Source organism: Frigoribacterium sp. MEB024 (assembly GCF_000878135.1).
Taxonomy (GTDB): Bacteria; Actinomycetota; Actinomycetes; order Actinomycetales; family Microbacteriaceae; genus Frigoribacterium.
The window spans coordinates 140160-162266 of the sequence record NZ_JXQZ01000032.1 but is presented as its reverse complement, the minus strand read 5'-3'; the positions used below and the strand labels follow the sequence as shown (position 1 = coordinate 162266).

The 22107-nt window shown below is 70.1% G+C and carries 21 protein-coding genes; 1 reads left to right on the top strand and 20 read right to left on the bottom strand.

All coding sequences use genetic code 11. The annotated features are described in order from the left end of the window. Positions 1–95: 95 nt before the first annotated feature. The 20 genes from SZ60_RS07700 to SZ60_RS07605 all read right to left on the bottom strand — a co-directional run bounded on the left by SZ60_RS07700 (position 96) and on the right by SZ60_RS07605 (position 20851). On the bottom strand, positions 96–1019 hold the full coding sequence (locus SZ60_RS07700; protein ID WP_043594930.1) for an RluA family pseudouridine synthase: 924 nt from the start codon (positions 1017–1019) through the stop codon (positions 96–98). Beyond that, positions 1016–1687, bottom strand: coding sequence for a signal peptidase II (gene lspA, locus SZ60_RS07695; RefSeq protein WP_052505240.1), 672 nt, complete (start codon positions 1685–1687; stop codon positions 1016–1018). Before lspA ends, SZ60_RS07700 begins: the two co-directional genes overlap by 4 nt. Before the next feature lie 4 nt (positions 1688–1691). Continuing rightward, positions 1692–2468 carry a DivIVA domain-containing protein gene (locus tag SZ60_RS07690; RefSeq protein WP_043595064.1) on the bottom strand — a complete coding sequence of 259 codons (777 nt, stop codon included), beginning with the start codon at positions 2466–2468 and terminating at the stop codon, positions 1692–1694. A gap of 145 nt (positions 2469–2613) precedes the next feature. Next, a complete protein-coding gene (locus SZ60_RS07685) occupies positions 2614–2916 on the bottom strand; it encodes a YggT family protein (RefSeq protein WP_043594929.1) in 303 nt (100 codons plus the stop codon). Between the two features lie 93 nt (positions 2917–3009). Continuing rightward, a complete protein-coding gene (locus tag SZ60_RS07680; RefSeq protein ID WP_043594928.1) occupies positions 3010–3537 on the bottom strand; it encodes a cell division protein SepF in 528 nt (175 codons plus the stop codon). Between the two features lie 37 nt (positions 3538–3574). Next, positions 3575–4273 carry a YggS family pyridoxal phosphate-dependent enzyme gene (locus SZ60_RS07675; RefSeq protein WP_043594927.1) on the bottom strand — a complete coding sequence of 233 codons (699 nt, stop codon included), beginning with the start codon at positions 4271–4273 and terminating at the stop codon, positions 3575–3577. Positions 4274–4279: 6 nt separating this feature from the next. Then, positions 4280–5440, bottom strand: coding sequence for a cell division protein FtsZ (gene ftsZ / locus SZ60_RS07670; protein ID WP_043594926.1), 1161 nt, complete (start codon positions 5438–5440; stop codon positions 4280–4282). 138 nt (positions 5441–5578) lie between these two features. Further along, positions 5579–6589, bottom strand: a complete 1011-nt coding sequence (locus SZ60_RS07665; RefSeq protein WP_231567076.1) for an FtsQ-type POTRA domain-containing protein — start codon at positions 6587–6589, stop codon at positions 5579–5581. A gap of 175 nt (positions 6590–6764) precedes the next feature. Continuing rightward, positions 6765–8195 (bottom strand): UDP-N-acetylmuramate--L-alanine ligase, encoded by a 1431-nt coding sequence (murC, locus tag SZ60_RS07660; protein WP_043594925.1) that lies wholly within the window; start codon positions 8193–8195, stop codon positions 6765–6767. Continuing rightward, positions 8192–9307, bottom strand: a complete 1116-nt coding sequence (locus SZ60_RS07655; protein WP_043594924.1) for a glycosyltransferase — start codon at positions 9305–9307, stop codon at positions 8192–8194. Before SZ60_RS07655 ends, murC begins: the two co-directional genes overlap by 4 nt. Further along, positions 9304–10611, bottom strand: coding sequence for a putative lipid II flippase FtsW (gene ftsW, locus SZ60_RS07650; protein ID WP_043595062.1), 1308 nt, complete (start codon positions 10609–10611; stop codon positions 9304–9306). Before ftsW ends, SZ60_RS07655 begins: the two co-directional genes overlap by 4 nt. After that, entirely contained in the window at positions 10568–12133 is a 1566-nt protein-coding gene (gene murD, locus SZ60_RS07645) for a UDP-N-acetylmuramoyl-L-alanine--D-glutamate ligase (RefSeq protein ID WP_043594923.1), read from the bottom strand. Before murD ends, ftsW begins: the two co-directional genes overlap by 44 nt. After that, the gene (gene mraY, locus SZ60_RS07640; RefSeq protein ID WP_043594922.1) at positions 12130–13233 is read right to left on the bottom strand and encodes a phospho-N-acetylmuramoyl-pentapeptide-transferase; all 1104 of its coding nucleotides are present in this window, start codon (positions 13231–13233) and stop codon (positions 12130–12132) included. Before mraY ends, murD begins: the two co-directional genes overlap by 4 nt. Continuing rightward, positions 13230–14636, bottom strand: a complete 1407-nt coding sequence (gene murF / locus SZ60_RS07635; RefSeq protein ID WP_043594921.1) for a UDP-N-acetylmuramoyl-tripeptide--D-alanyl-D-alanine ligase — start codon at positions 14634–14636, stop codon at positions 13230–13232. Before murF ends, mraY begins: the two co-directional genes overlap by 4 nt. Beyond that, positions 14633–16183: a Mur ligase family protein gene (locus SZ60_RS07630; RefSeq protein ID WP_043594920.1), complete on the bottom strand. Its 1551-nt coding sequence runs from the start codon at positions 16181–16183 to the stop codon at positions 14633–14635. Before SZ60_RS07630 ends, murF begins: the two co-directional genes overlap by 4 nt. Positions 16184–16197: 14 nt before the next feature. Then, positions 16198–17964: a penicillin-binding protein 2 gene (locus SZ60_RS07625; protein ID WP_231567075.1), complete on the bottom strand. Its 1767-nt coding sequence runs from the start codon at positions 17962–17964 to the stop codon at positions 16198–16200. A 74-nt stretch (positions 17965–18038) separates the two neighbouring features. Next, on the bottom strand, positions 18039–18698 hold the full coding sequence (locus SZ60_RS07620; RefSeq protein WP_043594919.1) for a hypothetical protein: 660 nt from the start codon (positions 18696–18698) through the stop codon (positions 18039–18041). After that, on the bottom strand, positions 18695–19645 hold the full coding sequence (rsmH, locus tag SZ60_RS07615) for a 16S rRNA (cytosine(1402)-N(4))-methyltransferase RsmH (RefSeq protein WP_043594918.1): 951 nt from the start codon (positions 19643–19645) through the stop codon (positions 18695–18697). The genes SZ60_RS07620 and rsmH overlap by 4 nt, the downstream gene beginning before the upstream one ends. Before the next feature lie 101 nt (positions 19646–19746). Then, a complete protein-coding gene (gene mraZ / locus SZ60_RS07610; protein WP_043594917.1) occupies positions 19747–20178 on the bottom strand; it encodes a division/cell wall cluster transcriptional repressor MraZ in 432 nt (143 codons plus the stop codon). Positions 20179–20452: 274 nt separating this feature from the next. Continuing rightward, positions 20453–20851 carry a DUF3040 domain-containing protein gene (locus tag SZ60_RS07605; RefSeq protein WP_043595060.1) on the bottom strand — a complete coding sequence of 133 codons (399 nt, stop codon included), beginning with the start codon at positions 20849–20851 and terminating at the stop codon, positions 20453–20455. A 110-nt stretch (positions 20852–20961) separates the two neighbouring features. Between SZ60_RS07605 and SZ60_RS07600 the strand changes: the two genes are divergently transcribed. Next, positions 20962–22083: a polyprenyl synthetase family protein gene (locus tag SZ60_RS07600; protein WP_043594916.1), complete on the top strand. Its 1122-nt coding sequence runs from the start codon at positions 20962–20964 to the stop codon at positions 22081–22083. Positions 22084–22107: the final 24 nt, after the last annotated feature.

The window sequence follows — 22107 nt, the reverse complement described above, 5'->3', positions numbered from 1 at the left end:
GTACTCGCTGTGCACGTGCAGATGGACGAATGAGTCTTTGCTCGAGGCCACGGGGCTCCTCGTCTGGTGGTGGATCTGGCGACTAGGGGAACAGCCTAACTCCGACGGAGGACATCGAGAGCGTGCTGCAGGTCGGCGGGGTAGGTCGACCGGTAGACCACCGGCTCACCCGTCCCGGGGTGTCGGAAACCGAGCTGCACCGCATGCAGCCACTGACGTGTGAGACCGAGGGTCGCCGAGAGAGTGGGGTCGGCGCCGTAGGTCGCGTCACCGACGCAGGGGTGTCGCTGGGCCGCCATGTGGACGCGGATCTGGTGGGTCCGCCCCGTCTCGAGGTGGATCTCGAGCAAGGAGGCCGACGGGAACGCCTCGACCGTCTCGTAGTGCGTGACCGACGGTTTGCCGTCGACGACCACCGCGAACTTCCAATCGGACGACGGGTGGCGCCCGATGGGCGCATCGACCGTTCCGGTCAACGGGTCGGGGTGGCCCTGTACCACCGCGTTGTAGATCTTCTCGACGGTCCGCTCACGGAACGCCTGCTTGAGCAGCGTGTAGGCCCGCTCGGTCTTGGCCACGACCATGAGTCCACTGGTGCCGACGTCGAGGCGGTGCACGATGCCGGCACGTTCGGAGGCACCCGACGTCGACACGGTGAAGCCCGCGGCGGCGAGCCCGCCGAGCACGGTCGGGCCGGTCCACCCCACCGATGGGTGAGCAGCGACGCCGACGGGCTTGTCGACGACCACGATCTCGTCGTCGTCGTGCACGACCGCCATGCCCGGTACGTCGACGGCGACCACGGCGGGGGCCTCGCGCGGTGACCACGTGACGTCGAGCCACGCACCGGCCTCGAGCCGGTCCGACTTGCCGACGGTGCGACCGTCGAGCGTCACCCCGCCCGAGGCCGCGACCTCGGCCGCGAAGGTGCGGCTGAATCCGAGCAACTTCGCCAGGGCCGCGTCGACACGTTCGCCGGCGAGCCCGTCGGGCACCGGGAGGGCACGCGACTCGCTCACGAGGTGCCCCGGCGGTCGGCAGGAGGCGCGGTGTCGGCAGGAGCGCTCGGCTCACCGTCGGCAGCCGCCGGCCGGCCGTCCGGCGCCGGATCGGCCACCGACGAACCCGAGTCGTGCCCGTCCTCGGCCGAACGCCGAGCCTTCGTCGAGCTCGGCGTGCGCGTCCCGTCGAGTCCGATGCCCAGCACCGTGAGCAGGAGGAGCAACCCCATGCTCGAGACGATGAAGACGTCCGCCACGTTGAAGATGGCCGGCAGCAGGGACGGGAAGTAGATGAAGTCGATCACGTGCCCCTGCCCGAAGGAGGGCTCTCGGAGCAGGCGATCGGTCAGGTTGCCGAGGGTGCCGCCGAGCAGCATGCCCAGCATGATCGACCAGGCCAGGGACCGGATGCGCCGGGCCACGATCAGGATCGCGACGGCGACACCGGCAGCCGCGATCGAGAAGATCCACGTCGAGCCGCTGGCGAACGAGAAGGCGGCACCGGGGTTCTTGACGAAGTGCAGTTGGAAGAACTCGCCGACGACGTCGACGGAACCGCCTTCGACGAGGGTGCGGGTGACCAGTAGTTTGGTGCCCTGGTCGAGGCCGTAGGCCACGACCGCGACGAAGGCCAGCGTCGCGAGAACGCGGACGCTGGCCTTCGTGGTGGGCTTGTCGCTCGACAAGACCTTAGTTCGAGCCGAAGCCCTGGGCGCTGGCGGGAGTGGGGCGCGAGGCCTCGCCGGTGCCTTCGCCGTCGAGCTCGTGCAGCTGACCCTCGATGTAGCTCTTGAGCTTCGAGCGGTAGTCACGCTCGAACGACCGCAGGTCGTCGATGCGACGCTCGACGCTCGAGCGCTCGGTGTTCAGTCGGTCGAGGATCTCGCGCTGCTGGGTCTCGGCGGCACCGACGATGTCACGCGACTTCGTCTCGGCCTCGGCGACGACCTCGCGCTGACGAGCCTCGGCCTCTGACACGAGACGTGCGGCGGTGGCGTGGCCTTCGGCGATGAGAGCGTCACGCTTCTCGACACCCTCGCGGACGTGCTCTTCGTGCAGACGGCGAGCGAGCTGCAGCAAGCTGTTGGTGCTGCTGGTCTCGTCGGCCTCGGACACGGCCGGGGCGGAGTAGGCGGGGGCGGACGCCACCGCGGCGGGGGCCGCGACGACGGGCTCGGGCTCGACGACCGGCTCGGGCTCGACGGCCTCGGGAGCCGAGGCGGGCGCCGGTGCCGACGCGGGAGCCGGTGCGCTGGCCACCGGGGCCGACACGGGGGCCGCCTGCGTCGCGGGGGCGGACTCGCCCGACGAGAGGCGCTGACGCAACTCGTCGTTCTCCTGGTTGAGACGTCGCAGCTCGGCGACGACCTCGTCGAGGAAGTCGTCGACCTCGTCCTGGTCGTATCCCTCGCGGAACTTCGTCGGCTGGAACCGCTTGTTGACTACGTCTTCCGGCGTCAAAGCCATTGCCGTCACCTCGTGCATCTGTTGGATCGTGTGATCGTGGTCTGTGTCGTTCTTCTACACCGTAGAGGAACGGGACCCGGTCGGGCCGGGGTCGTGCCGTTCAGGCGCTGCAGTGAGCCTACCCTGTCACTCGCCGACGGCGTGGTCAGCCGAATGTGCGGAGCCCGGAGGCGACGCTCATCAGGATGATCACGGCCAGCATGATGATGCTCCAGCCGAAGTCGAGTGCGACCGAGCCGAGTCGTACGGGCGGCAGGATCTTGCGTACGCGACGGATGGGTGGGTCGGTCACGGTGTACGCCACCTCGGCCAACACGAGGACGGGCCCCTTGGGTCGCCAGCCACGGCTGAACGACTGCGCCAGGTCGAGCACGAAGCGTGCCCACATGAGCAAGAAGAAGATCAGCAGTACGTAGTAGGCGATCGTGGCGATCAGGTAAGTGATCATCGGGGGGTCATCAGCTCACACGAGTCGGCGCGAGGGGACTCGCGGACGGGCAGGTCGTCACGTCGACGCGGAGGAGCCGCGACGACGGACTCGTCACGACTGGGCGAAGAACGACGCTTCGATGTCGGACTCTACCTCAGCCTGCTCGCCGCTCACCGCGATGTGCGCGGGGGACAACAAGAAGACCTTGTTGGTCACGCGCTCGATCTTGCCGTACAGCCCCTGCGAGAGTCCGCTCGCGAAGTCGACCAGACGACGGGCGTCCGCCTCGGTCATCTGGGACAGGTTGATGATCACGGGGATGCCGTCGCGGAAGCTCTCGGCGATCGCCTGGGCGTCCTTGTACTCGCGGGGGTGGACCGTCAGGATCTCGTTCATGTCGTGGGGCACCGTGTTCTTGGGGGGCGAGGAGCGACGCAGGGGCGTCACGGGGGCGCGGGTGGGCGCGGGGGCGGCAGTGGGAGCCGAATGGACCGGGGCGACGGGGGTCGGAGCCTGTGCGGCCGCCTGCGGTCGCGACGACTGCTGGGGCTGCGCTCGCTCGTGGGGCTGCTCGTCGTACTCGAGCTCTTCGTCGGCGAGGCCCAGGTAGACCATCGTCTTGCGCAGCGGGTTGGCCATGGTGTTCCTCCGAGTCAGTGGTTCGTCGTGTCCGACATTAACGAGCATCGGGGCGAGAACCCGTGATTGCCGTGCCGATCCGTAGGTGTGTCGCGCCCTCGGCGACGGCCTCGGCGAAGTCGGGCGACATGCCGGCCGAGATCGCGTCGGCCGTGGCCTCGAGGGACCGCACCCGCTCGGATACCGCACGGAGGCGCGCGAAGGCGGGCCGCGCCTCCTCGTCCAAGGGGGCGACGGCCATGACGCCCCGCAGCCGCAGCCCCGGGGTCGAGAGCACCTTCTCGGCCAGCGTCTCGACGTCGCGCTCGGCGACTCCCCCGCGGCCGGGGTCGTCGGTCAGGTTGACCTGGACGAACCCGTCGACGACGGAACCGGAGTCGTCGGACAGGGCGTCGACCACGGAGTCACGGTCGAGCGAGTGCACGGCGTGTGCGTAGCGCCGGGCCTGCCGCGCCTTCTTCGACTGCAACTGACCGACGAAGTGCCATCGGAGCCCCTCGAGGTCGTCCAGCTCGACGGCTTTGGCCTGGGCCTCTTGATGTCGGTTCTCGCCGACGTCGCGGACCCCCAGGGCGTACAACGCCCGGATGAGGCCGGGTGGGTGGAACTTCGTGACGACGATCGTCGTGAGCTCGCCCGGTGACCGCCCCACGGCGGCGCAGGCATCGTCGACGGCCGCGGCGACCCGGGCGAGACGCTCGCCCAGGTCGCCGTCGACACTCGTCGGATCGGTCACTCGTCGTTACTTGAGGAAGTCCGGGACGTCGAGGTCGTCGTCACCGTCGTCGAAGGCCGGGTCGACGGCCTGGGTCGCGGGCTCTTCGGGCCGCTTCCACGCCGCGGGCTCGTGCGTCGCACCGCTGTCGGCGATGGCCGAGACACCGGCGACCGAGGTCGCCGTGGGGCCGTCGGAGTCGACGAAGCTCGAGCGGCGGTCCTTCACCTTGGTCGAGGGCTCGCCACCGTCGAAGCCGGCCGCGATGACCGTCACGCGCACCTCGTCACCGAGGGTGTCGTCGATCACGGCACCGAAGATGATGTTGGCCTCGGCGTGGACGGCCTCTTGGACCAGACGGGCTGCGTCGTTGATCTCGAAGATGCCCAGGTTCGAACCGCCCTGGATGGACAGCAGCACGCCATGCGCACCGTCGATGCTCGCCTCGAGCAGCGGGGACGCCACGGCCAGCTCTGCCGCCTTGATGGCGCGGTCGGCACCCCGCGACGAACCGATGCCCATGAGGGCCGAACCCGCGCCCTGCATGACCGACTTGACGTCGGCGAAGTCGAGGTTGATCAGACCGGGCGTGGTGATCAGGTCGGTGATGCCCTGGACACCGGCGAGGAGCACCTGGTCGGCCGTGCCGAAGGCCTCCACCATGCTGATGCCGCGTTCGCTGATCTCGAGCAGACGGTCGTTGGGCACGACGATGAGGGTGTCGACCTCGTCCTTCAGGGCGGCGACCCCGGCCTCGGCCTGAGCCTGACGGCGCTTGCCCTCGAAGCCGAAGGGCTTCGTGACGACGCCGATGGTCAGGGCGCCGATCGACTTGGCGATGCGGGCGACGACCGGGGCGCCGCCCGTGCCGGTGCCACCGCCTTCGCCGGCCGTGACGAAGACCATGTCGGCCCCCGCGAGGGCCTCTTCGATCTCTTCGGCGTGGTCCTCGGCCGCACGGCGCCCGACCTCGGGGTCGGCACCGGCGCCGAGGCCCCGGGTGAGCTCGCGACCGACGTCGAGCTTGACGTCGGCATCGCTCAACAGCAGCGCCTGTGCGTCGGTGTTGATGGCGATGAACTCCACCCCGCGGAGCCCGAGTTCGATCATGCGGTTGACGGCGTTGACGCCACCGCCGCCGACACCGACGACCTTGATCACGGCTAGGTAGTTATGGTTCGTTGTCACGTCCGGGCCTCCGCTTGAACCTTAACTCTGCAGTTGAAGGTTAAAGTTGTACATGGTATGCAAGTTCTGCAGTCACAAGGTATGGGTGCGCTGCAGGCGCTGTCGCCAGGGCGTCCAGCGTGTCGCGAACACACCCTCTCATCTCGTCCTGATGATCCCGTTGTCGGGAGCGGACACGTCGTACTCGACGCTCGCGCCCGGGTCGCGGCGGGCCTGGTCAGCGATCAGACCCGCGAGCACCTGTGCTTTCTTCGCCGACTCGTCGGCACTGCCCCACACGACCCGTTCACCGGAGGTGAGCTGCAGGGTCACGTCGTCGGCCGTCGATGCGGTCACGGTGTCGACGGTGGACCGCAGCGTGACCGGCAGCGCCAACAGCACCTCGGCGACCGAGCGGTACGCGGGGCCGTCCAGGGCCGCTCCCCCGACGTCGACGAGGGGCACCCCCTCTTGCCGGGCGTCGAGTTCTTGCACGACGACGCCGGCCGGGTCGACGAGTTCGAAGCCCTCCCCCGCGGCGACCGTGGCGACGGGCTGGCGCTCCTGGATGCGGACGACGAGCGTGTGCGGCGGAGCCGTCTCGGTCACGTAGCTGGCGATGAGGGGGAAGGCCGCGAGCTCGCGGGTGACCTCGTCGAAGTCGATCATGGCGAGGGGCGTCCCGAGCTGTCCGTCCAGTGCCGCCCGGACGGCCGAGGCGTCGACGCGTTCGGTCCCTTCGACGCGGATGGTCTGCAACGACAGGAGCGGGGAGAACACAGCGACCGCGACGGACGCGACGAGGAGGAGCACGACGGCCCCGAGCGACACCAGGGTCGCCCGACGGTGTCGACTGCGACGTGTGAAGCGACGGACCTCGACACGTTCGACGCGCCTCCGGTCGCTCGACGCCCGACGTGCCTGCTTGCGAGCCGCGGCGGCTCGTGCCTTGGCCTCGGCGGCCGTGCCGTCGGGTGCCACGATGCGCGGCGGCTCGGAGCCGCCGAGGGTGCCCGACGCCCGGGAGCCGGTCTCGTCCGTCGACGCAGGCTTCGTGAGGCGGTCACGCCAGGCGGCGGAGGCTCCGGCGACCGTCTCGAGACGGCCCCTCAGCGTGGACGGAGTCGAGCCGGTGCCCTCGTCGCCCCGTACCGTCGAGCCATCCGTCACCCCGCGTGGAGGACGCGAATCACCCACGACGGGGAGGGGCCCCGTGGCGTCCGAGTCCCGGCCGCGCCGGCGTCGGGTCGGAGCCACCGGCGGGGTCGCGGCGGGTTCCGGCTCGTCGAATCCGTCGGGCCGCTTCATCGGAGGGCCCCCGACGCCACGGTCCTGCTGTGACGAGTCACTCCGCGGAGTCCTCCGCGACGGCGACGACGGGTTCGTGTGCCGCGTCGAGGGAGCCGAGCAGCTGCGGCACGATGCGGTAGACGTCGCCGCAGCCGAGCGTGATGACGAAGTCCCCGTCGCGCGCGACCTCGGCCGTGCGGTCGGCCGCGGCCTGCCAGTCGGACACGAAGTCGACGCGGTCGGGGTCGGTGAAGCGTTCGGACACGAGCGCGCCGGTGACCCCGGGCTCGGGGTCCTCGCGCGCACCGTAGACGTCGAGCACGATCGTGTGGTCCGCGAGGCGCTCGTAGGTCTCGGCGAACTCGCCGGCCATCATGCGCGTCCGGCTGTAGAGATGGGGTTGGTGCACGGCGATGAGGCGCCCGTCGCCCACCACGGAGCGCGCGGCCTGCAGGGCGGCGGCTACCTCGGTGGGGTGGTGGGCGTAGTCGTCGTAGACACTGACACCCCGGACGACACCGTGGAGCTCGAACCGTCGCTCGGTGCCCCCGAAGGTCTCGAGGCCCGCGATGGCGGCCTCGGGGTCGACCCCCAGACCCACGAGTACGGCGAAGGCACCCGCGGCGTTGACGGCGTTGTGTCGCCCGGGCACTCGCAACTGCACGGGCCACGAACGGCCCTCGGCGTGCAGGGTGAACGAGACGGGACCGGTCGAGGCGATGTCGCTCAGGCGCACGTCGGCATCGGCGGCCTCGCCGAAGGTCACGACGTGTGGGTGGTCGAGACGCCCGGTGACACGGACGGCACCGGCGTCGTCGCTCGAGACCACGACGAACTCGCGCGCGGCCGACGCGAACCGGACGAAGGCGTCGTCGAACGCCTCGTGGGAGCCGTAGTGGTCGAGGTGGTCGGCGTCGACGTTGGTGATCAGGGCGACCGAGGTGTCGTAGAGCAGGAACGACCCGTCGGACTCGTCGGCCTCGACGACGAACAGGTCGTCGTCGCCACCACGAGCGCTGACACCCAGCGACTGGATGACCCCGCCGTTCACGAAACTCGGGTCGTGCCCGGCGGCGAGCAGGGCGGTGACGATCATGCCGGTCGACGTGGTCTTCCCGTGCGCACCGGCCACCGAGACGAGGCGCTGCTGCCCGACGAGCCAGGCGAGTGCCTGCGAGCGATGCAGGACGGGCAGGCCCTTCGCCAGCGCGAGCTGGTACTCGGGGTTGTCCTGCCAGAGGGCCCCGGTCACCACGAGCGTGTCGGCGTCGCCGACGTTGGCCGCGTCGTGACCGATCGCGATCTCGGCGCCCAGCGACCGGAGCGACTCGACGGCTGCGCTGTCGCGGGCGTCCGATCCGGTGACCCGGTGTCCGGCGGCGAGGAACACGCGGGCGATGCCGCTCATGCCGGAACCGCCGATGCCGACGAAGTGGACGGCGCCGAGTTCGGCGGGGATCGGCTGGTCGAGGTCGGGCTTGATCATGATGTCTCGCTGAGGTCGGAGTTCTGGGAGGACGAGGAGGCGCGGCCCACGGCGTCGAGGACGAGGTCGACCGTGCGGTCGGTGCCGTCGCGCACCCCGACCGAGGCGGCACGGACCGCCATGTCGGCCACGACGGCCCGGTCGAGCAGCAGTGGGACGAGCGTGCGCTCGACCCATGCGGGTGTGAAGTCGGCGTCGGCGACGAGCAGTGCTCCCCCGGCACCGACGACGTCGGTGGCGTTGTGACGCTGCTCTCCGTTGCCCACCGGGTAGGGCACGAGCACCGAGGGCAGGCCGAGCGCGGTCAGCTCGCTCACCGTGGCCGAGCCGGCCCGGGAGACGACGAAGTCGGCCGCCGAGAGCGCGAGGTCCATGCGGTCGCAGTACCGGACCAGGTGGTGGCCCTCGAGATCGGTCGAGGTGAGGTCGGACTTCTCGCCCGTGATGTGCAGGATCTGCCATCCGGCGCCGAGCACGCCGACGGCTGCCTTCGACATGGTCTCGTTGAGGCGCCGGGCACCGGTCGAGCCGCCCGTGACGAGCAGCGTCGGCCGCGACGGGTCGAGATCGAACGTCGCGACGGCCTCGTCCCGGTGGGCCCGGCGGTCCAGGGACTCGATCTCGTCGCGCAACGGCATGCCGACCTGCCGTCCGCCCCGCAGGCGGGTGGAGCGGAAGACGACGCCGACGTGGGACGAGAGGAACGAGCCGAGGACGTTCGCCATGCCGGGCTTCGCATTGGCCTCGTGGACGACCACGGGCACCTTCGACCGCCATGCGGCGACGTAGGCGGGGGCGGCTGCGTAGCCGCCGAAACCCACGACGACGTCGACGTCGTGCTGTGCGAGCAAGGACCGGATGCCGTCGATCGCACCCGCGAGCCGCCCCGGGAAGCGCAGGGCCGCCGCGGAGGGCTTCCGGGGGAAGGGGAGCCGGGGCACGGTCAACAGCTCGTACCCGCGTTGCGGGACGAGCCGGGCCTCGAGCCCCTCGGCCGTACCGAGCACGAGGACGATCGCGTCGGGCTCGCGCCGTCGGAGCCGATCGGCCACGGCGAGGAGGGGGTTCACGTGCCCGGCGGTGCCACCGCCGGCGAGGAGATACGTCGTCACCGCAGAGACCCTACCCGCTGTCGCGGGAGCCCCTGCGGCACGTCGGTCTCCTCGGGCACCCGGGCGAACGAGAGCACCACGCCGATGGCCACGAGGGTGACGATCAAGGCCGACCCACCCGCCGAGATCAGCGGCAAGGGAACACCCAGGACGGGCAGCAGCCCCAGCACGACCGCGATGTTGACGAGCGCCTGGCCGATGATCCACGCCGTGATGGCGCCGGTCGTCACGCGCACGAAGGGGTCGTTGGTGCGACGGATGATCTTGACGAAGCCCACGGCGAGGACGATGAACAGCGCCAACACGACCATCGCACCGATCAAGCCGAGCTCTTCGCCGACGATGGCGAAGATGAAGTCGTTGTCGGCCTCGGGCAGCCAGGACCACTTCGACTTCGAGTTGCCGAGGCCGACGCCGAAGAGTCCGCCCGAGGCCAACGCCCAGGTGCCGTGCAGGGTCTGCCAGCACTCGGCTTGGTACTGGCTCGAGTCGGTGCAGCCCGACAGCCAGGCGGCGATGCGGGAGTTCCGGGAGCTCGAACCCTGGGCGATCAGGGGCACGACGACCGCGAGGAACGCGAGCGGCGCGAGCAGGTAGCGCAACCGGACCCCGGCGAACCAGACGGCGGCGAAGACGAGCAGGAGCATGATCATGGTCGTCCCGAGGTCGCCGCCGAGCACGACGAGACCGATCGCCACGCCGGCCACGGGAACGAGCGGGATCGCCAGGTGCTTCCAGTCGTCGAGCAGGTCGCGCTTGACCGAGAGGATCATGCCGAGCCAGATGGCCAACGCGAGCTTCACGGCCTCGGAGGGCTGCGCCGTGAACGAACCGAGGTCGATCCAGTTCCGGTTGCCGCCGATCTCGTAGCCGAGGGGCGAGAAGACGAGGAGTTGGAGGACGATCGTCGCGCCCAGGACGTGCCACGCCCAACGCTTCAGGAACGAGACGGGCAGCCGCGACACGATGAGCATGAGCGGGATGCCCACGGCCGCGTACGTGCTCTGTCGGATGAACGCCCCGAAGAACGACGTGTGTCGCGACGAGATGTACTGCTCGACCGACGACGACGAGAGCACCATGACGAGCCCGAGCACGACCATGAACAACGTCGTGCCGAGGATCACGAAGTACGAACCGGTCTCGGCGGCGAAGAGCTTCTTGACCCGGACGACCGCACCGGCCGTGCGCTTCGAGGACCCCAGGCCACTCGACGCCTCCTCGGTCGACTGGACGGGCCCGCGGCGCGTACGACTCGACTCAGTCGGCCGACGGCGCGGGAGGCTGGACGGCGGGTTGGCCATCGACGTCACCCCTCAAGTGTTCGTGTACGGCCTGGGAGAAGGATCTCCCGCGGGCCGTGTAGTCGGTGAACTGGTCCATGGACGCCGCCGCCGGGGCGAGGAGCACGGTGTCTCCGGGTCGGGCCACGCTCGCGGCGAGGCGCACGGCCGTCGGCATCACCTGCCCAGTGTCGGTGGCGTCGACCTCGAAGACGGGGATGCCGGGCGCGTGTCGGGAGAAGGCCTGCCGGAGGGGCTCACGGTCGACGCCCACGAACACGGCTGCCCGGACGGCGCCCGTCGACTCGAGGACGAGCGGCTCGACGTCGACGCCCTTGAAGAGCCCGCCGACGATCCACACGACCGACGGGAAGGCCGTCAAGGAGGCGCGCGCGGCGTGGGGGTTGGTCGCCTTCGAGTCGTCCACCCACGTCACTCCACCGGACTCGGCCACGACCTCGGTGCGGTGGTGGTCCACGGCGAAGCCGGCGAGGGCGTCGCGGATCGAGACGGGGGCGACACCCACCGCACGCACGAGCGCGGCGGCCGCGAGCACGTCCTCGAGGAGGTGGTCGGCGCCGAGGCCGACGCCCTCGAGGGCCTCCCGGGTGGTCAGTTCGAGCGCTCGCGTGTGGCGCTCGTCGAGGAAGGCGCGGTCGGCCAGGACGGAGACCCCGTCGCCGGTCACGATGCCGACCTCGCTGGGCCCCGGGGCGTCGAGGCCGAAGCCGACGGCCCGGCAGCCCTCTTCGACGTCGGCGTCCTCGACCATTCGGAGGGTGGCCTCGTCGGCCTTGTTGTAGACACAGGCCACTGTCGTGTTCTCGTACACCTTGGCCTTGGCGTCGCGGTAGGCGTCCACGCCGCCGTGCCATTCGAGGTGGTCCGCCTCGAGGTTGAGACAGACGGAGGCGCGGGGCCGGAGGGCACCGGGCCCCTCGGTCGGCAGGTAGTGGAGTTGATGGCTCGAGAGCTCGACGACGAACAGGTCGAAGCCGTCGGGATCACGCACCGCGTCGAGGACGGGGACGCCGATGTTGCCGCAGGGCGCCACGCGGCGGCCGTCCGCGGCGGCCATCGCCGCCGCCAGTTGCGTCGTCGTGGTCTTCCCGTTGGTCCCCGTGACGAGCACCCAGTCGGCCACGCGCTCGACCTTGTCGCGGACGCGCCAGGCGAGCTCGACGTCGCCCCAGACGGCCAGCTCCGACCCGACGGCCCACCTGATCAGAGGGTGATGAGGAGCGAACCCCGGGCTGGCGACGACGAGCTGCGCGTCGAAGGCCGTGAGCGTGGACGAGGGTGCCTCCAGGGACTCGACCTCGTCGAGACGGGCTCCGATCAACTGCAGCAGTTCGGCCTTGTCCGGGTCGACGGCGGGGGCCACGACGAGGACGTCGGCACCCAGCTCGGCCAGGGTGTCGGCCACCGAGAAGCCGGTCGTGCCCAGCCCGAGGACGGCCACGCGAAGGCCCGACCAGTCGGCGTGCCAGCTGTCGAGCCCGGCCAGTCGCTCGGCGAGGGGGGTGGTGCGGCCGTCGCTCATGAGGTGCGGAGGATCCATTCGAGGTAGAAGGTGCCCACGCCGGCGGCGACGAAGAGCCCGGCGATGATCCAGAAGCGGACGACGACGGTCACCTCGGCCCAGCCCTTCAACTCGAAGTGGTGGTGCAACGGACTCATCAGGAAGATGCGCTTGCCCTTCGTGATCTTGAAGTACGCACGCTGAAGGATGACCGACCCCGTGACCACGATGAAGAGGCCACCGATCAGGACGAGCAGCAGCTCGGTGCGGCTGAGGATCGCCAGGGCGGCCAGCGCCCCGCCGAGGCCCAGCGACCCGGTGTCGCCCAGGAAGATCTGTGCTGGCGAGGTGTTCCACCAGAGGAACCCGATGAGACCGCCGCAGATGCAGGCGGCGACCACGGCCAGGTCGAGCGGGTCGGCCACCTGGTAGCAGGCCGCCCGCGTGGCCTCGTCGAGGCGCACGCTCGTGCAGAGCTGGTTGTTCTGCCAGAAGCCGATGAAGATGTACGACGCGATCGCGAGGATGGAGGCGCCCGTGGCGAGACCGTCCAGGCCGTCCGCGACGTTCACGCCGTTGGAGGTGCTGACGGTGATCAGGACGACCCAGATCAGGAACAGACCACCCCCGACGATGGTGCCGAAGAACATGAAGTCGAGCCAGGGGATGTCGCGCAGGCCCGAGATCATCGTCGACGCGGGGGCGAGCCCGCGATCGTTCGTGAAGGAGAGCGCCAGGACGGCGAACACCGCCCCCACGACGACCTGCCCGGCGATCTTCGCCCACCCGCCGAGCCCGAGGCTGCGCTGGTTGCGCACCTTGAGGAAGTCGTCGAGGAACCCGACCACGCCGAGGCCGACCATCATGAACAGCACGAGCATGCCGCTGAGGGTGAGCTCGTCCCCGCCGACCAGGTGACCGATGAAGTAGCCGAGCACGGTGCCGATGATCAGGACAATGCCGCCCATGGTCGCCGTGCCGCGCTTGGTGTGGTGCGACTGCGGGCCGTCGTCACGGATGAACTGGCCCCACCCGAGACGGTGGAAGAGCTTGATGAACGCCGGCGTCATCAGCAGCGTGAAGGCGAGGGAGAACCCACCGCCGATCAGCAGCGCGATCATGCGGTCACCCCGGCCAGGCGGTCACCGAGGAGGCGCAGGCCGGCCGATTTGGACGACTTCACGAGGACGACGTCCCCGGCTCGCAGGGTGCCCCGCAAGAAGTCGTACGCCTCGTCGATCGTGTCGACCAGCACGCTTTCTCCGTCCCACGAGCCTTCGAGGCCCGCCGCCATGTGGATGTGTCGTGCCTCGTGGCCGACGACCACGAGTTGGCCCACGTTGAGCCGGACGACGAGGCGGCCGACGCGGTCGTGCTCGTCACGCGCGTACTCGCCGAGCTCGGCCATCTCGCCGAGCACGGCCACCGAGCGGTGGTCGGGGCCGGTGATCTGGGCGAGGGTCTTCAACGCCGCGGCGACCGAGTCGGGACTCGCATTGTAGGCGTCGTTCACGACCGTCACGCCGCCGGGGGCGTCCAGGACCTCCATGCGCCAGCGCTCGGCCCGCGTCACGCCCTCGAGGACCGTCACGGCCCGATCGAGGTCGACGCCCCATTCGCCGACGACGCTGAGGGCCGCCAAGGCGTTCATCACGTGGTGCTCGCCCAGGATGCGCAGCGACACCCGGCGGCTCGCGTCGCCGTGCTGGAAGGTGAAGGAGGTGCCCGACGCCGAGACGTCGATGTCGGACGCCCGGTAGTCGGCCGAGGCACCCTGACCGAAGGTCACGACCCGGGCGGCGGTCACGGACGCCATGCCGGCGACGCGGTCGTCGTCGGCGTTGAGGACGGCCGTCCCCGTGGCGGGCAGGTCGGTCACCATCTCGGCCTTGGCCGCACGGGTGCCCTCGATTCCGCCGAAGCCACCCGCGTGGGCGAGGCCGACCTTGAGCACGACCCCGGTGTCGGGACGGGCGATGTCGACGAGCCGGGCGATCTCGCCCGGTCCGCTCGCACCCATCTCGACCACCAGGTACTCGGTGTCCTCGTCGATGCGCAGCATCGAGATCGGGGCGCCGACGTGGTTGTTGAACGAGCCCTGTGGGGCGACGGTGGGCGCGACGTCGCTCAGGACGGCGCGCAGCATGTTCTTGGTGCTCGTCTTGCCGTTGGAACCCGTGACGCCGACCACCTTCAACCGGCCGAGGCGACGGACGTGCTCGACGACGGCGGCCGCCAGGCGCGACAGCGCGACGACTCCGTCCTCCACGACGAGGAGCGGTGCGGTGGTCTCGACCTCGCGCTCGGCGACCACGAGGGCCGCGCCGTTCGCGGTGGCGGCCTCGACGAAGAGGTGGCCGTCGGTGACCTCACCACGGAGGGCGAAGAAGATCGATCCCGGGGTGACCAGACGCGAGTCGGTCTCGACCGTGCCGTCGACCGGGGTCGCGACCCGCGCCTCCTCGGGGTGGACCAGGCGCCCGCCGGTGATGTCGGCGATCTGGCGAGGCGTGAGCGCGATCACTCGGACCACCCGGCCTCGCGCAGGGCGGCACGGGCCTCGTCGCGAGCGGAGTACGGGGTGCGCTCACCACGGATGTCTCGGTAGTCCTGGTGGCCGGGACCGGCCCAGAGGATCGAGTCGCCTTCTCGGGCCAGGGCCACGGCCGCCCGGATGGCCGCCTCGGGCGGGCTCACCTCGTGGATCTCGTGCTCGGGGTACGCCTCGCGGGCGGCGTCGACGAGCGTCTTGCGGATGGAGGCCGGGTCTTCGAAACGGGGGTGGTGGTCGGTCACGACGAGGATGTCGGAACCGGCGGCGGCCACCCGGGCCATCTCGCCGCGTTTCGTCGTGTCGCGGTCGCCGTCCGCACCGAACAGCATGATGACCTTGCCGGGCGTGAAGGTGCGCACCGCGGCCAGGGTGGTCAGGAACGCGTCGGGGCTGTGGCCGAAGTCGACGTAGACGCTCGGGCCGGTGTCGCCGGACACCCGCTCGGTGCGCCCGGGCAGGTACGCGACGATGCCGCCGTCGGCGTCGAGCGCCTGGCCGATGGCCTCGAGCTCGAAGCCCGCCTCGACCAGCATGACGATCGCCAGGGCCGCGTTCGCGACCATGTGCCACCCGATCAGCGGGACGCGCGTCACGAGCGAACGCTGCTCGGGGCCCGACAGACGGAACTCGGTGTAGGCGGCCTGCTCGTCCAGGATCTCGACCGTCCAGTCGGCCTCGACGTCGGGGAGGATCGTGATCGTCGTCAGGGGGATGCGGGCGTTGTCCACGACGCGCTGGCCGTAGGGCGAGTCGAGCGAGACCACGGCACGACGGGCACGGTCGGGCTGGAAGAGTGGCAACTTGGCCTGGAAGTACTCCTCCATGTCGGCGTAGTCGTCGAGGTGGTCGTGGCTGAGGTTGGTGAAGGCGGCGACGTCGAAGACGAGACCGTCCACGCGGTTGCGACTGAGTGCCTGAGCACTGACCTCGACGGCCACCGCACGCACCTCGCTCTCGCGCATGCGGGCCAGCAGGGCGTGCATCTCGCTGGCTTCGGGGGTCGTGAGGCGGCTGACGACGGTCAGGTCGCCGATGTGGCGCTCGGCCGTGCTGCTGAGACCGGTGACGAGGCCCAGCTGTCGCAGGACGCCCTCGAGCAGGTACGACGTGCTGGTCTTCCCGTTGGTGCCGGTGACCGCGAGGAGCAGGGGCGCGTCGTCGCTGTCCGTGCGGTAGATCCAGGCCGAGAGCTCGCCGAGGGCAGCTCGGGGTGAGTCGACGAGGACGACGGGCAGACCGCTGGACCGGGCCAGCTCGGCACCCGCGGCGTCGGTCAGCAGGGCCACGGCACCACCGTCACGTGCCTGGTCGGCGAACTCGGCTCCGTGCCGATGCGCGCCGGGCACGCCCACGTACAGGTCGCCGGGGTGGAGGTCCGCCGTGCTCAGCGTGATGCCGGTGATCTCGATGCCGTCGAGGGAACCCTCGTGCTCGAGTCCGAACTCGCTGACCAGTTGGGCGAGTGACCTCGCCGACGGATGTTCCGGTCGAAGGACCGGGGGGATCCGGGCGCTCAAAGAATCCTCTTCTCTCACCAGGTCTCGGGCAGGCTGGGTGCCGGCTCCGTCGACGGAGGGACCCGATACATCTCGAGGACCTGGGACATGATCTTGTTGAAGGTCGGCGCCGCAGCGGCCGACGTCTTGATGGTACTGGGCTTGGTGAAGGTCACGACGACGACGTATTGCGGGTTCTCGGCCGGAGCGATGCCCGCCACCGAGACGATGCGGTCAGAACCGTAGCCGGTTCCGTCAGAGCGCGCGACCTCGGCGGTGCCGGTCTTGGCGGCGACGCGGTACCCGGGGATCGTCAGGACGTCCTTGAGATCGCCGTCGCTGACGACCTTCTCGAGCATGTTGACGGTCGTGTCGGCGGCCCACGGGGAGACGACGCTCGTGCCCTCGGCCGAGGGGGTCTCGGTGACGGTGCCGTCGGGAGCCGTGCACCCGGCGACGAGGTTGACCGGCAGACGGGTGCCGTGATTGGCCAGCGTCTGGTAGATGCTCGCGATGTGGATGGCGGTCGTCGAGACACCCTGTCCGAACATCGTGTTGATGCTCGTCTGCTGGTCCCACTGCGAGGCCGGCCGGATGCCCGTCGTGGGCTCGCCGAGGAAGGCCACGCCGGTCGGGTCGTTCAGACCGAACTTCACCATGTAGTCGTGACGTTGCTGGGCCGACAGCGACTGGCCGAGCAGCGAGATGCCGACGTTCGACGAGTCGCGCAGGATGCCGGTCAGAGTGAGGTTCTCGGTCGGGTGGAAGGTCGCGTCGTGGATCTCGCCACCCCACGGGAACGTGCGGGAGTACGGCACCGTCGCCCGCGTCGCGGGATCGGCCTTGCCCGAGTCGAGCAGCATGGCCGCGGTCATCGCCTTGAAGGTCGACCCCGGCTCGTACGAGTAGGTGAAGGCCTTGCTGCCGAGGTCGTCGACGGCGGTCCCGTTGACGTCGTTGGGGTCGACGGCCGGGTAGTCGGCGACTGCGAGCAGCGAGGCGTCGCTCGCCTTCATGACGACGGCCGTGGCCGACTCGGCTCCGATGGCCTCGGCCTGCTCGCCCAGCGCCTGCTGGGTCATGTACTGGAGGTCGCTGTCGACGGTGAGGCGGAGCGTGCCGCCGGCGACGGCTTTCTTGGTCGTGACGGTGCTGCCGGGCAACTGGACGCCGTCGGCACCGCGCTCGTAGGTCTCGGAGCCGTCGGTGCCGGCCAGGCACGCGTCCTGGCTCAGCTCGAGTCCGGCCTGCGGCCCGTCGGTGCCGATGAAGCCCGTCAGGTTGCCCGCCACCGCGCCGTTGGGGTAGGTGCGCGCGGCCTGGCGCTGGAAGTACACCCACGACACGTTCATCTCGCGGACCTCGCGGAAGGCGTCGACGTCGACGCCCTTGACCAGGTAGGCGAAGTTCGCCTCGGGGTCGGTGGTCAGCGCCTTCGTCATCGTCACCGCGTCGCCCCCGGTGATCTTCGCGATGCGCTCGACCACCTGGTCGACGGTCAGTTCGGTGGTCTTGCCGTCGTCGCCCTTCACCTTCGCCGTCGTGGCGAACGCCGGAGCGGCCGTGATGTTGTACCGGGTGACGCTGCCGGCGAGCACGGTGCCGTCCACGTCGGTGATGTCGCCGCGATCGCCGTAGGTCGTCTGCACGATCTCGCGCTTGTTCTGGGACTGCTCGTTCAACTCGGCCGCCTGGACGAGCTGGATGTCCGCCAGGCGCACCACGAACACGCCGACGAGCGCGATGATCAGCGCCATCGCCAGCGTCACGCGGAGACGGCGGCTTCGGGGAGCTGCTTTCACGAGAGGTTCCTCACCGCGGCCGGGCGCCTGCCCGACCCGCTGTCGTCGATCGATGTACCGGTGACGGCACGTCGCTAGCGGGTCTGAGGAGCCGCCAGCTCGTTCGCGCCCGACGCTACCGACTCGTCGGCCGATCCCCCGTCCGCCGCGCCTGTCTCGGTCGGAACCGCCGCGGCACCCGCCGTCGTCGGAGCACCGATGGACGTGGCGCCGGGGTCGCTGCCGGCAGGGGCGTCGTCCGCGGAGGAGGTCGCGGGGGCCTTGGTCGTGAGCGGCACGCCCTCGAGGAGCGTGTTCGGGATCAGGTTGCCGGAGGTCGCCTCGTCGGCACCCGCCGCGGGGGCGGGTGACCCGTGGACCGCACCCGTGGCGAGATCGAGGTAGACGGGGTTCGAGTTGCGGACCATGCCGAGTTCGTCGGCGTTGGCGGCGAGGTTCTGCGGCGAGGACAGGACGTCGCGTTGCTCGCTGTACTTCTGCTGGTCCCGGACGAGCTCGGTCTTGGCGGCCTGCAGGTCGGAGATCTTGTAGGCGCCGTCGCTGAGGGCGATGCTGATGGCCAGTTGGGCCAGCAACAGGACGAACAGGGCCGCCGTGGCGATGAGCGCGTAGGCGATCTTCGGTCGGGCCCGTCGCTGTGATCGACTCGTCACGATCTCGACCGGACGCGCTGCCGGGGCGGACGACGGCTGCGGACGGGTCGACGGGGTCGCGATGGCCAGGTTGCTGCTCATGCTGTTCTCCGGATTCGTTCGGCGGCGCGCAGTCTCACGGGCTTGGCTCGAGGGTTCAGGTCGCGTTCGGCGTCGGAGGCCAGTTCGGCCCCCCGGACGAGCAGGCGGAAGTCGGGGCGGTGCTCGGGCAGTTCGACCGGAAGTCCCTGCGGTGCCGTGGACGTCGTGCGGGCCGCCAGCTCGCGCTTGACGAAGCGGTCCTCGAGGGACTGGTAGGCGAGCACGACGATCCGTCCCTGGACGGCGAGACGGTCGAGGGCCACCGGGACGGCGGCCTCGAGCGAGGCCAGCTCACCGTTGACCTCGATGCGCAAGGCCTGGAACACGCGTTTGGCCGGGTGACCGGCGCGTTGCAACGCCATGGGAGTCGCCGCGATGAGGAGGTCGACGAGCTCGCCGCTGCGGGTGAGAGGCGAGTCGGCCCGGTGCTCGACGATGCGCCGGGCGTAGCGCGGAGCCAGCTTCTCCTCGCCGTACTGGTAGAAGATGCGACGCAGTTCGCTCTCGGGGTACTCGGCGAGGACGCGCTCCGCCGTGACGGGCGAGGTGGGGTCCATGCGCATGTCGAGCGGCGCGTCCTTCGAGTACGAGAAACCGCGCTCGACCCGGTCGAGCTGCAGCGACGACACACCGAGGTCGAAGAGCACCCCGTCGACCGTGTCGAGGGCGAGGTCGTCGAGGGCCTCGGCGATGCCGTCGTACGTCGTGTGCACGAGGCGGGCTCGCTCGCCGAAGGGCGCGAGTCGCTCACCCGCCAGGGCGAGGGCCTCGGTGTCGCGGTCGAGCCCGACGACGGTGAGCTCGGGGAAGGCCTGCAGCATCGCTTCGCTGTGGCCCCCCATGCCGAGGGTGCAGTCGACGACGACGGCGCCGGGACGCGAGACGGCCGGGGCGAGGAGCTCGAGGGTGCGTTCGAGGAGGACGGGGGTGTGGATCTGATCGGCCATGACGACACGGGCTCTGCTCGTCGGCCCTGATCCCCATCCGTCGGGACCTGGCACCGGGGAAGGTGCGCCAGGGCAGACGGCTGAGGGTCGGGGCCCACGGGCTAGAAGAGCCCGGGGATCACCTCCTCGGTGGTGTTGGCGAACTCGGCCTCTTGGGCCTCGTAGTAGGTGTTCCACGCGTCGGTCGCCCAGATCTCGGCACGGTTGCCCGCGCCGATCACGGTGAGGTCTCGACCGAGGCCGGCGTACTCGCGCAGCGTCGCCGGGATGGTGACCCGGTGCTGCTTGTCGGGGATCTCGTCGCTTGCGCCCGAGAGGAAGAGGCGCATGTAGTCGCGGGCCTGCTTGCTCGTGACCGGCGCCTGACGGATGCGCGAGTGCATGTCTTCGAACTCGCGCTGGCTGAAGACGTAGACGCACCGCTCTTGCCCACGGGTCATGACGAGGCCCGGGGCCAGTTCGTCACGAAATTTCGCGGGGAGGATGATGCGCCCTTTCTCGTCGAGCTTGGGCGAATAGGTGCCGAGGAACATGCGCCCGTCTCCCCTCGCCCCGCACCCCGTCTGTGGCACGTACCTCCACTTTACTCCACAACCCACCACCAGACAATGAAACGGCGGGTCCTCTGCCGCGTGTCCGGCCTGCGATCCGCTCCAGTTCGGGGGGCACACGGGTGGAGGACGGTGGAGGAGAACCGCGACGAGGAGGCGCGCCCTGCGTGTCGCGCGCCTCCCGCGGGGTGGACGGGCGCACGAAAAAAGGGGCCGGCCCGAAGGCCGACCCCTGAGGTCGTGGTGCTGGTGGCGCCTAGGAGCGCTCGTCGCCGTCCTGGCGGCGATCCCAGCGGTCGTTGAGCCGATCCATCAGGCCCCCCTTGGCGGGGTGCGCGGGGCGGGAGGTGGAGGAACGGGGAGCCGACGGCATCGAGGCCGTCGAGGACCCCTTCCGCTTGGGGGGCGCGATGGCGAACAGCACGCCGGCGAGCATGACCACGAACCCCGCCACACCGATCAAGGGCTGACGGAAGATGACGCCTGCGACGATGACGGCGATGCCGACGAGCGCACCGAGGACCCCGACCACGACGAGCGTGTAGTTCGGTCGACCACCCCGGTTGCCGACCGTCGCCACGAAGTCGGAGTCGTTGTTGTAGAGACTCCGCTCCATCTCTTCGAGGAGCCGCTGCTCCTGTTCGGAAAGTGGCATCTTGGTGTTCCCTTCGAGCACGGGCTCTCAAGCGCGAGGCGGGAGCCTCGGGATCGACGCGATGAGTAGCTGCGAGTGTATGCCCGACAGCTATCGCTAGGCTAGGCAGCGTGGCTGAGAGTACGCGGTTAGTGGACGTCGTTCAAGAGCGCATCGACCGGTTCCTCGAGCGGCAGCGACCGGCCCTGGCGGGCATCGCTCCCGACCTCGACTCCTTCTCCCTCTACTCGAGCGATCTGCTCCGCGGCGGGAAGCGTTTCCGGGCCCTCTTCTGCTACTGGGGCTGGCAGTCGATCGCCGGGCTCGACACGGGCTTCGACCCGCTCGGGGAGTCCCGCGACGAACGCGAGATCGACGCGGTCATGACCGCCTCGGCCGGGCTCGAGTTCTTCCACGCGGCGGCGCTCGTGCACGACGACATCATGGACAACTCCGATACGCGGCGAGGGCTGCCGGCGGCGCATCGGCGCTTCGAGGCCCTGCACCGCGAGGGGGCGTGGCTCGGGTCTCCCGAGGCGTTCGGCCGATCGGGTGCCCTTCTCATGGGTGACCTGCTGCTGGCATGGAGCGACGAGCTGCTGAGCGAGGCCCTCGACTCCCTCCCGTCCCGCGAGGCCGCCCGCTCGGCACGCCTCGAGCTCAACCGCATGCGGACCGAGGTCACGGTGGGCCAGTACCTCGACATCCTCGAGGAGAACGCCTGGCAGACCGTCGACGAGCTGCAGCTCCTGCCGCGTGCCCAGCGCGTGATCGTGTACAAGTCTGCGAAGTACAGCGTCGAGGCCCCGCTGACCGTGGGGGCGGCGATGGCCGGCGCCGACCGGTCCGCCCTCGAGTCCCTGCGGCACTTCGGACTGCCCCTCGGCATCGCCTACCAACTGCGCGACGATCTCCTCGGTGTCTTCGGCGACCCGTCGGTCACGGGCAAGCCCGCGGGCGACGACCTGAGAGAGGGCAAGCGCACGGTCCTCGTGGCGACCGCTCGTCGGGCCCTGCCCCCGGGTGCCGTCCGCCTTCTCGACGAACTCCTCGGCGACCCCGAACTCGACGACGACCAGATCAGCATGTTGCAGGCGACGCTCCGAGACAGCGGGGCCGTCGACGCCGTCGAGCAGACGATCACCGATCAGGTCGAGCGTGCCGTCCACGCACTCGAGAGGTCCGGCCTCGCGCCGTCGGCACGGACCCAGTTGACGCGACTCGCCGAGACCGTCACACGCCGCGCCTCCTGAACCCGGCGACGGCTCGACGCCTCT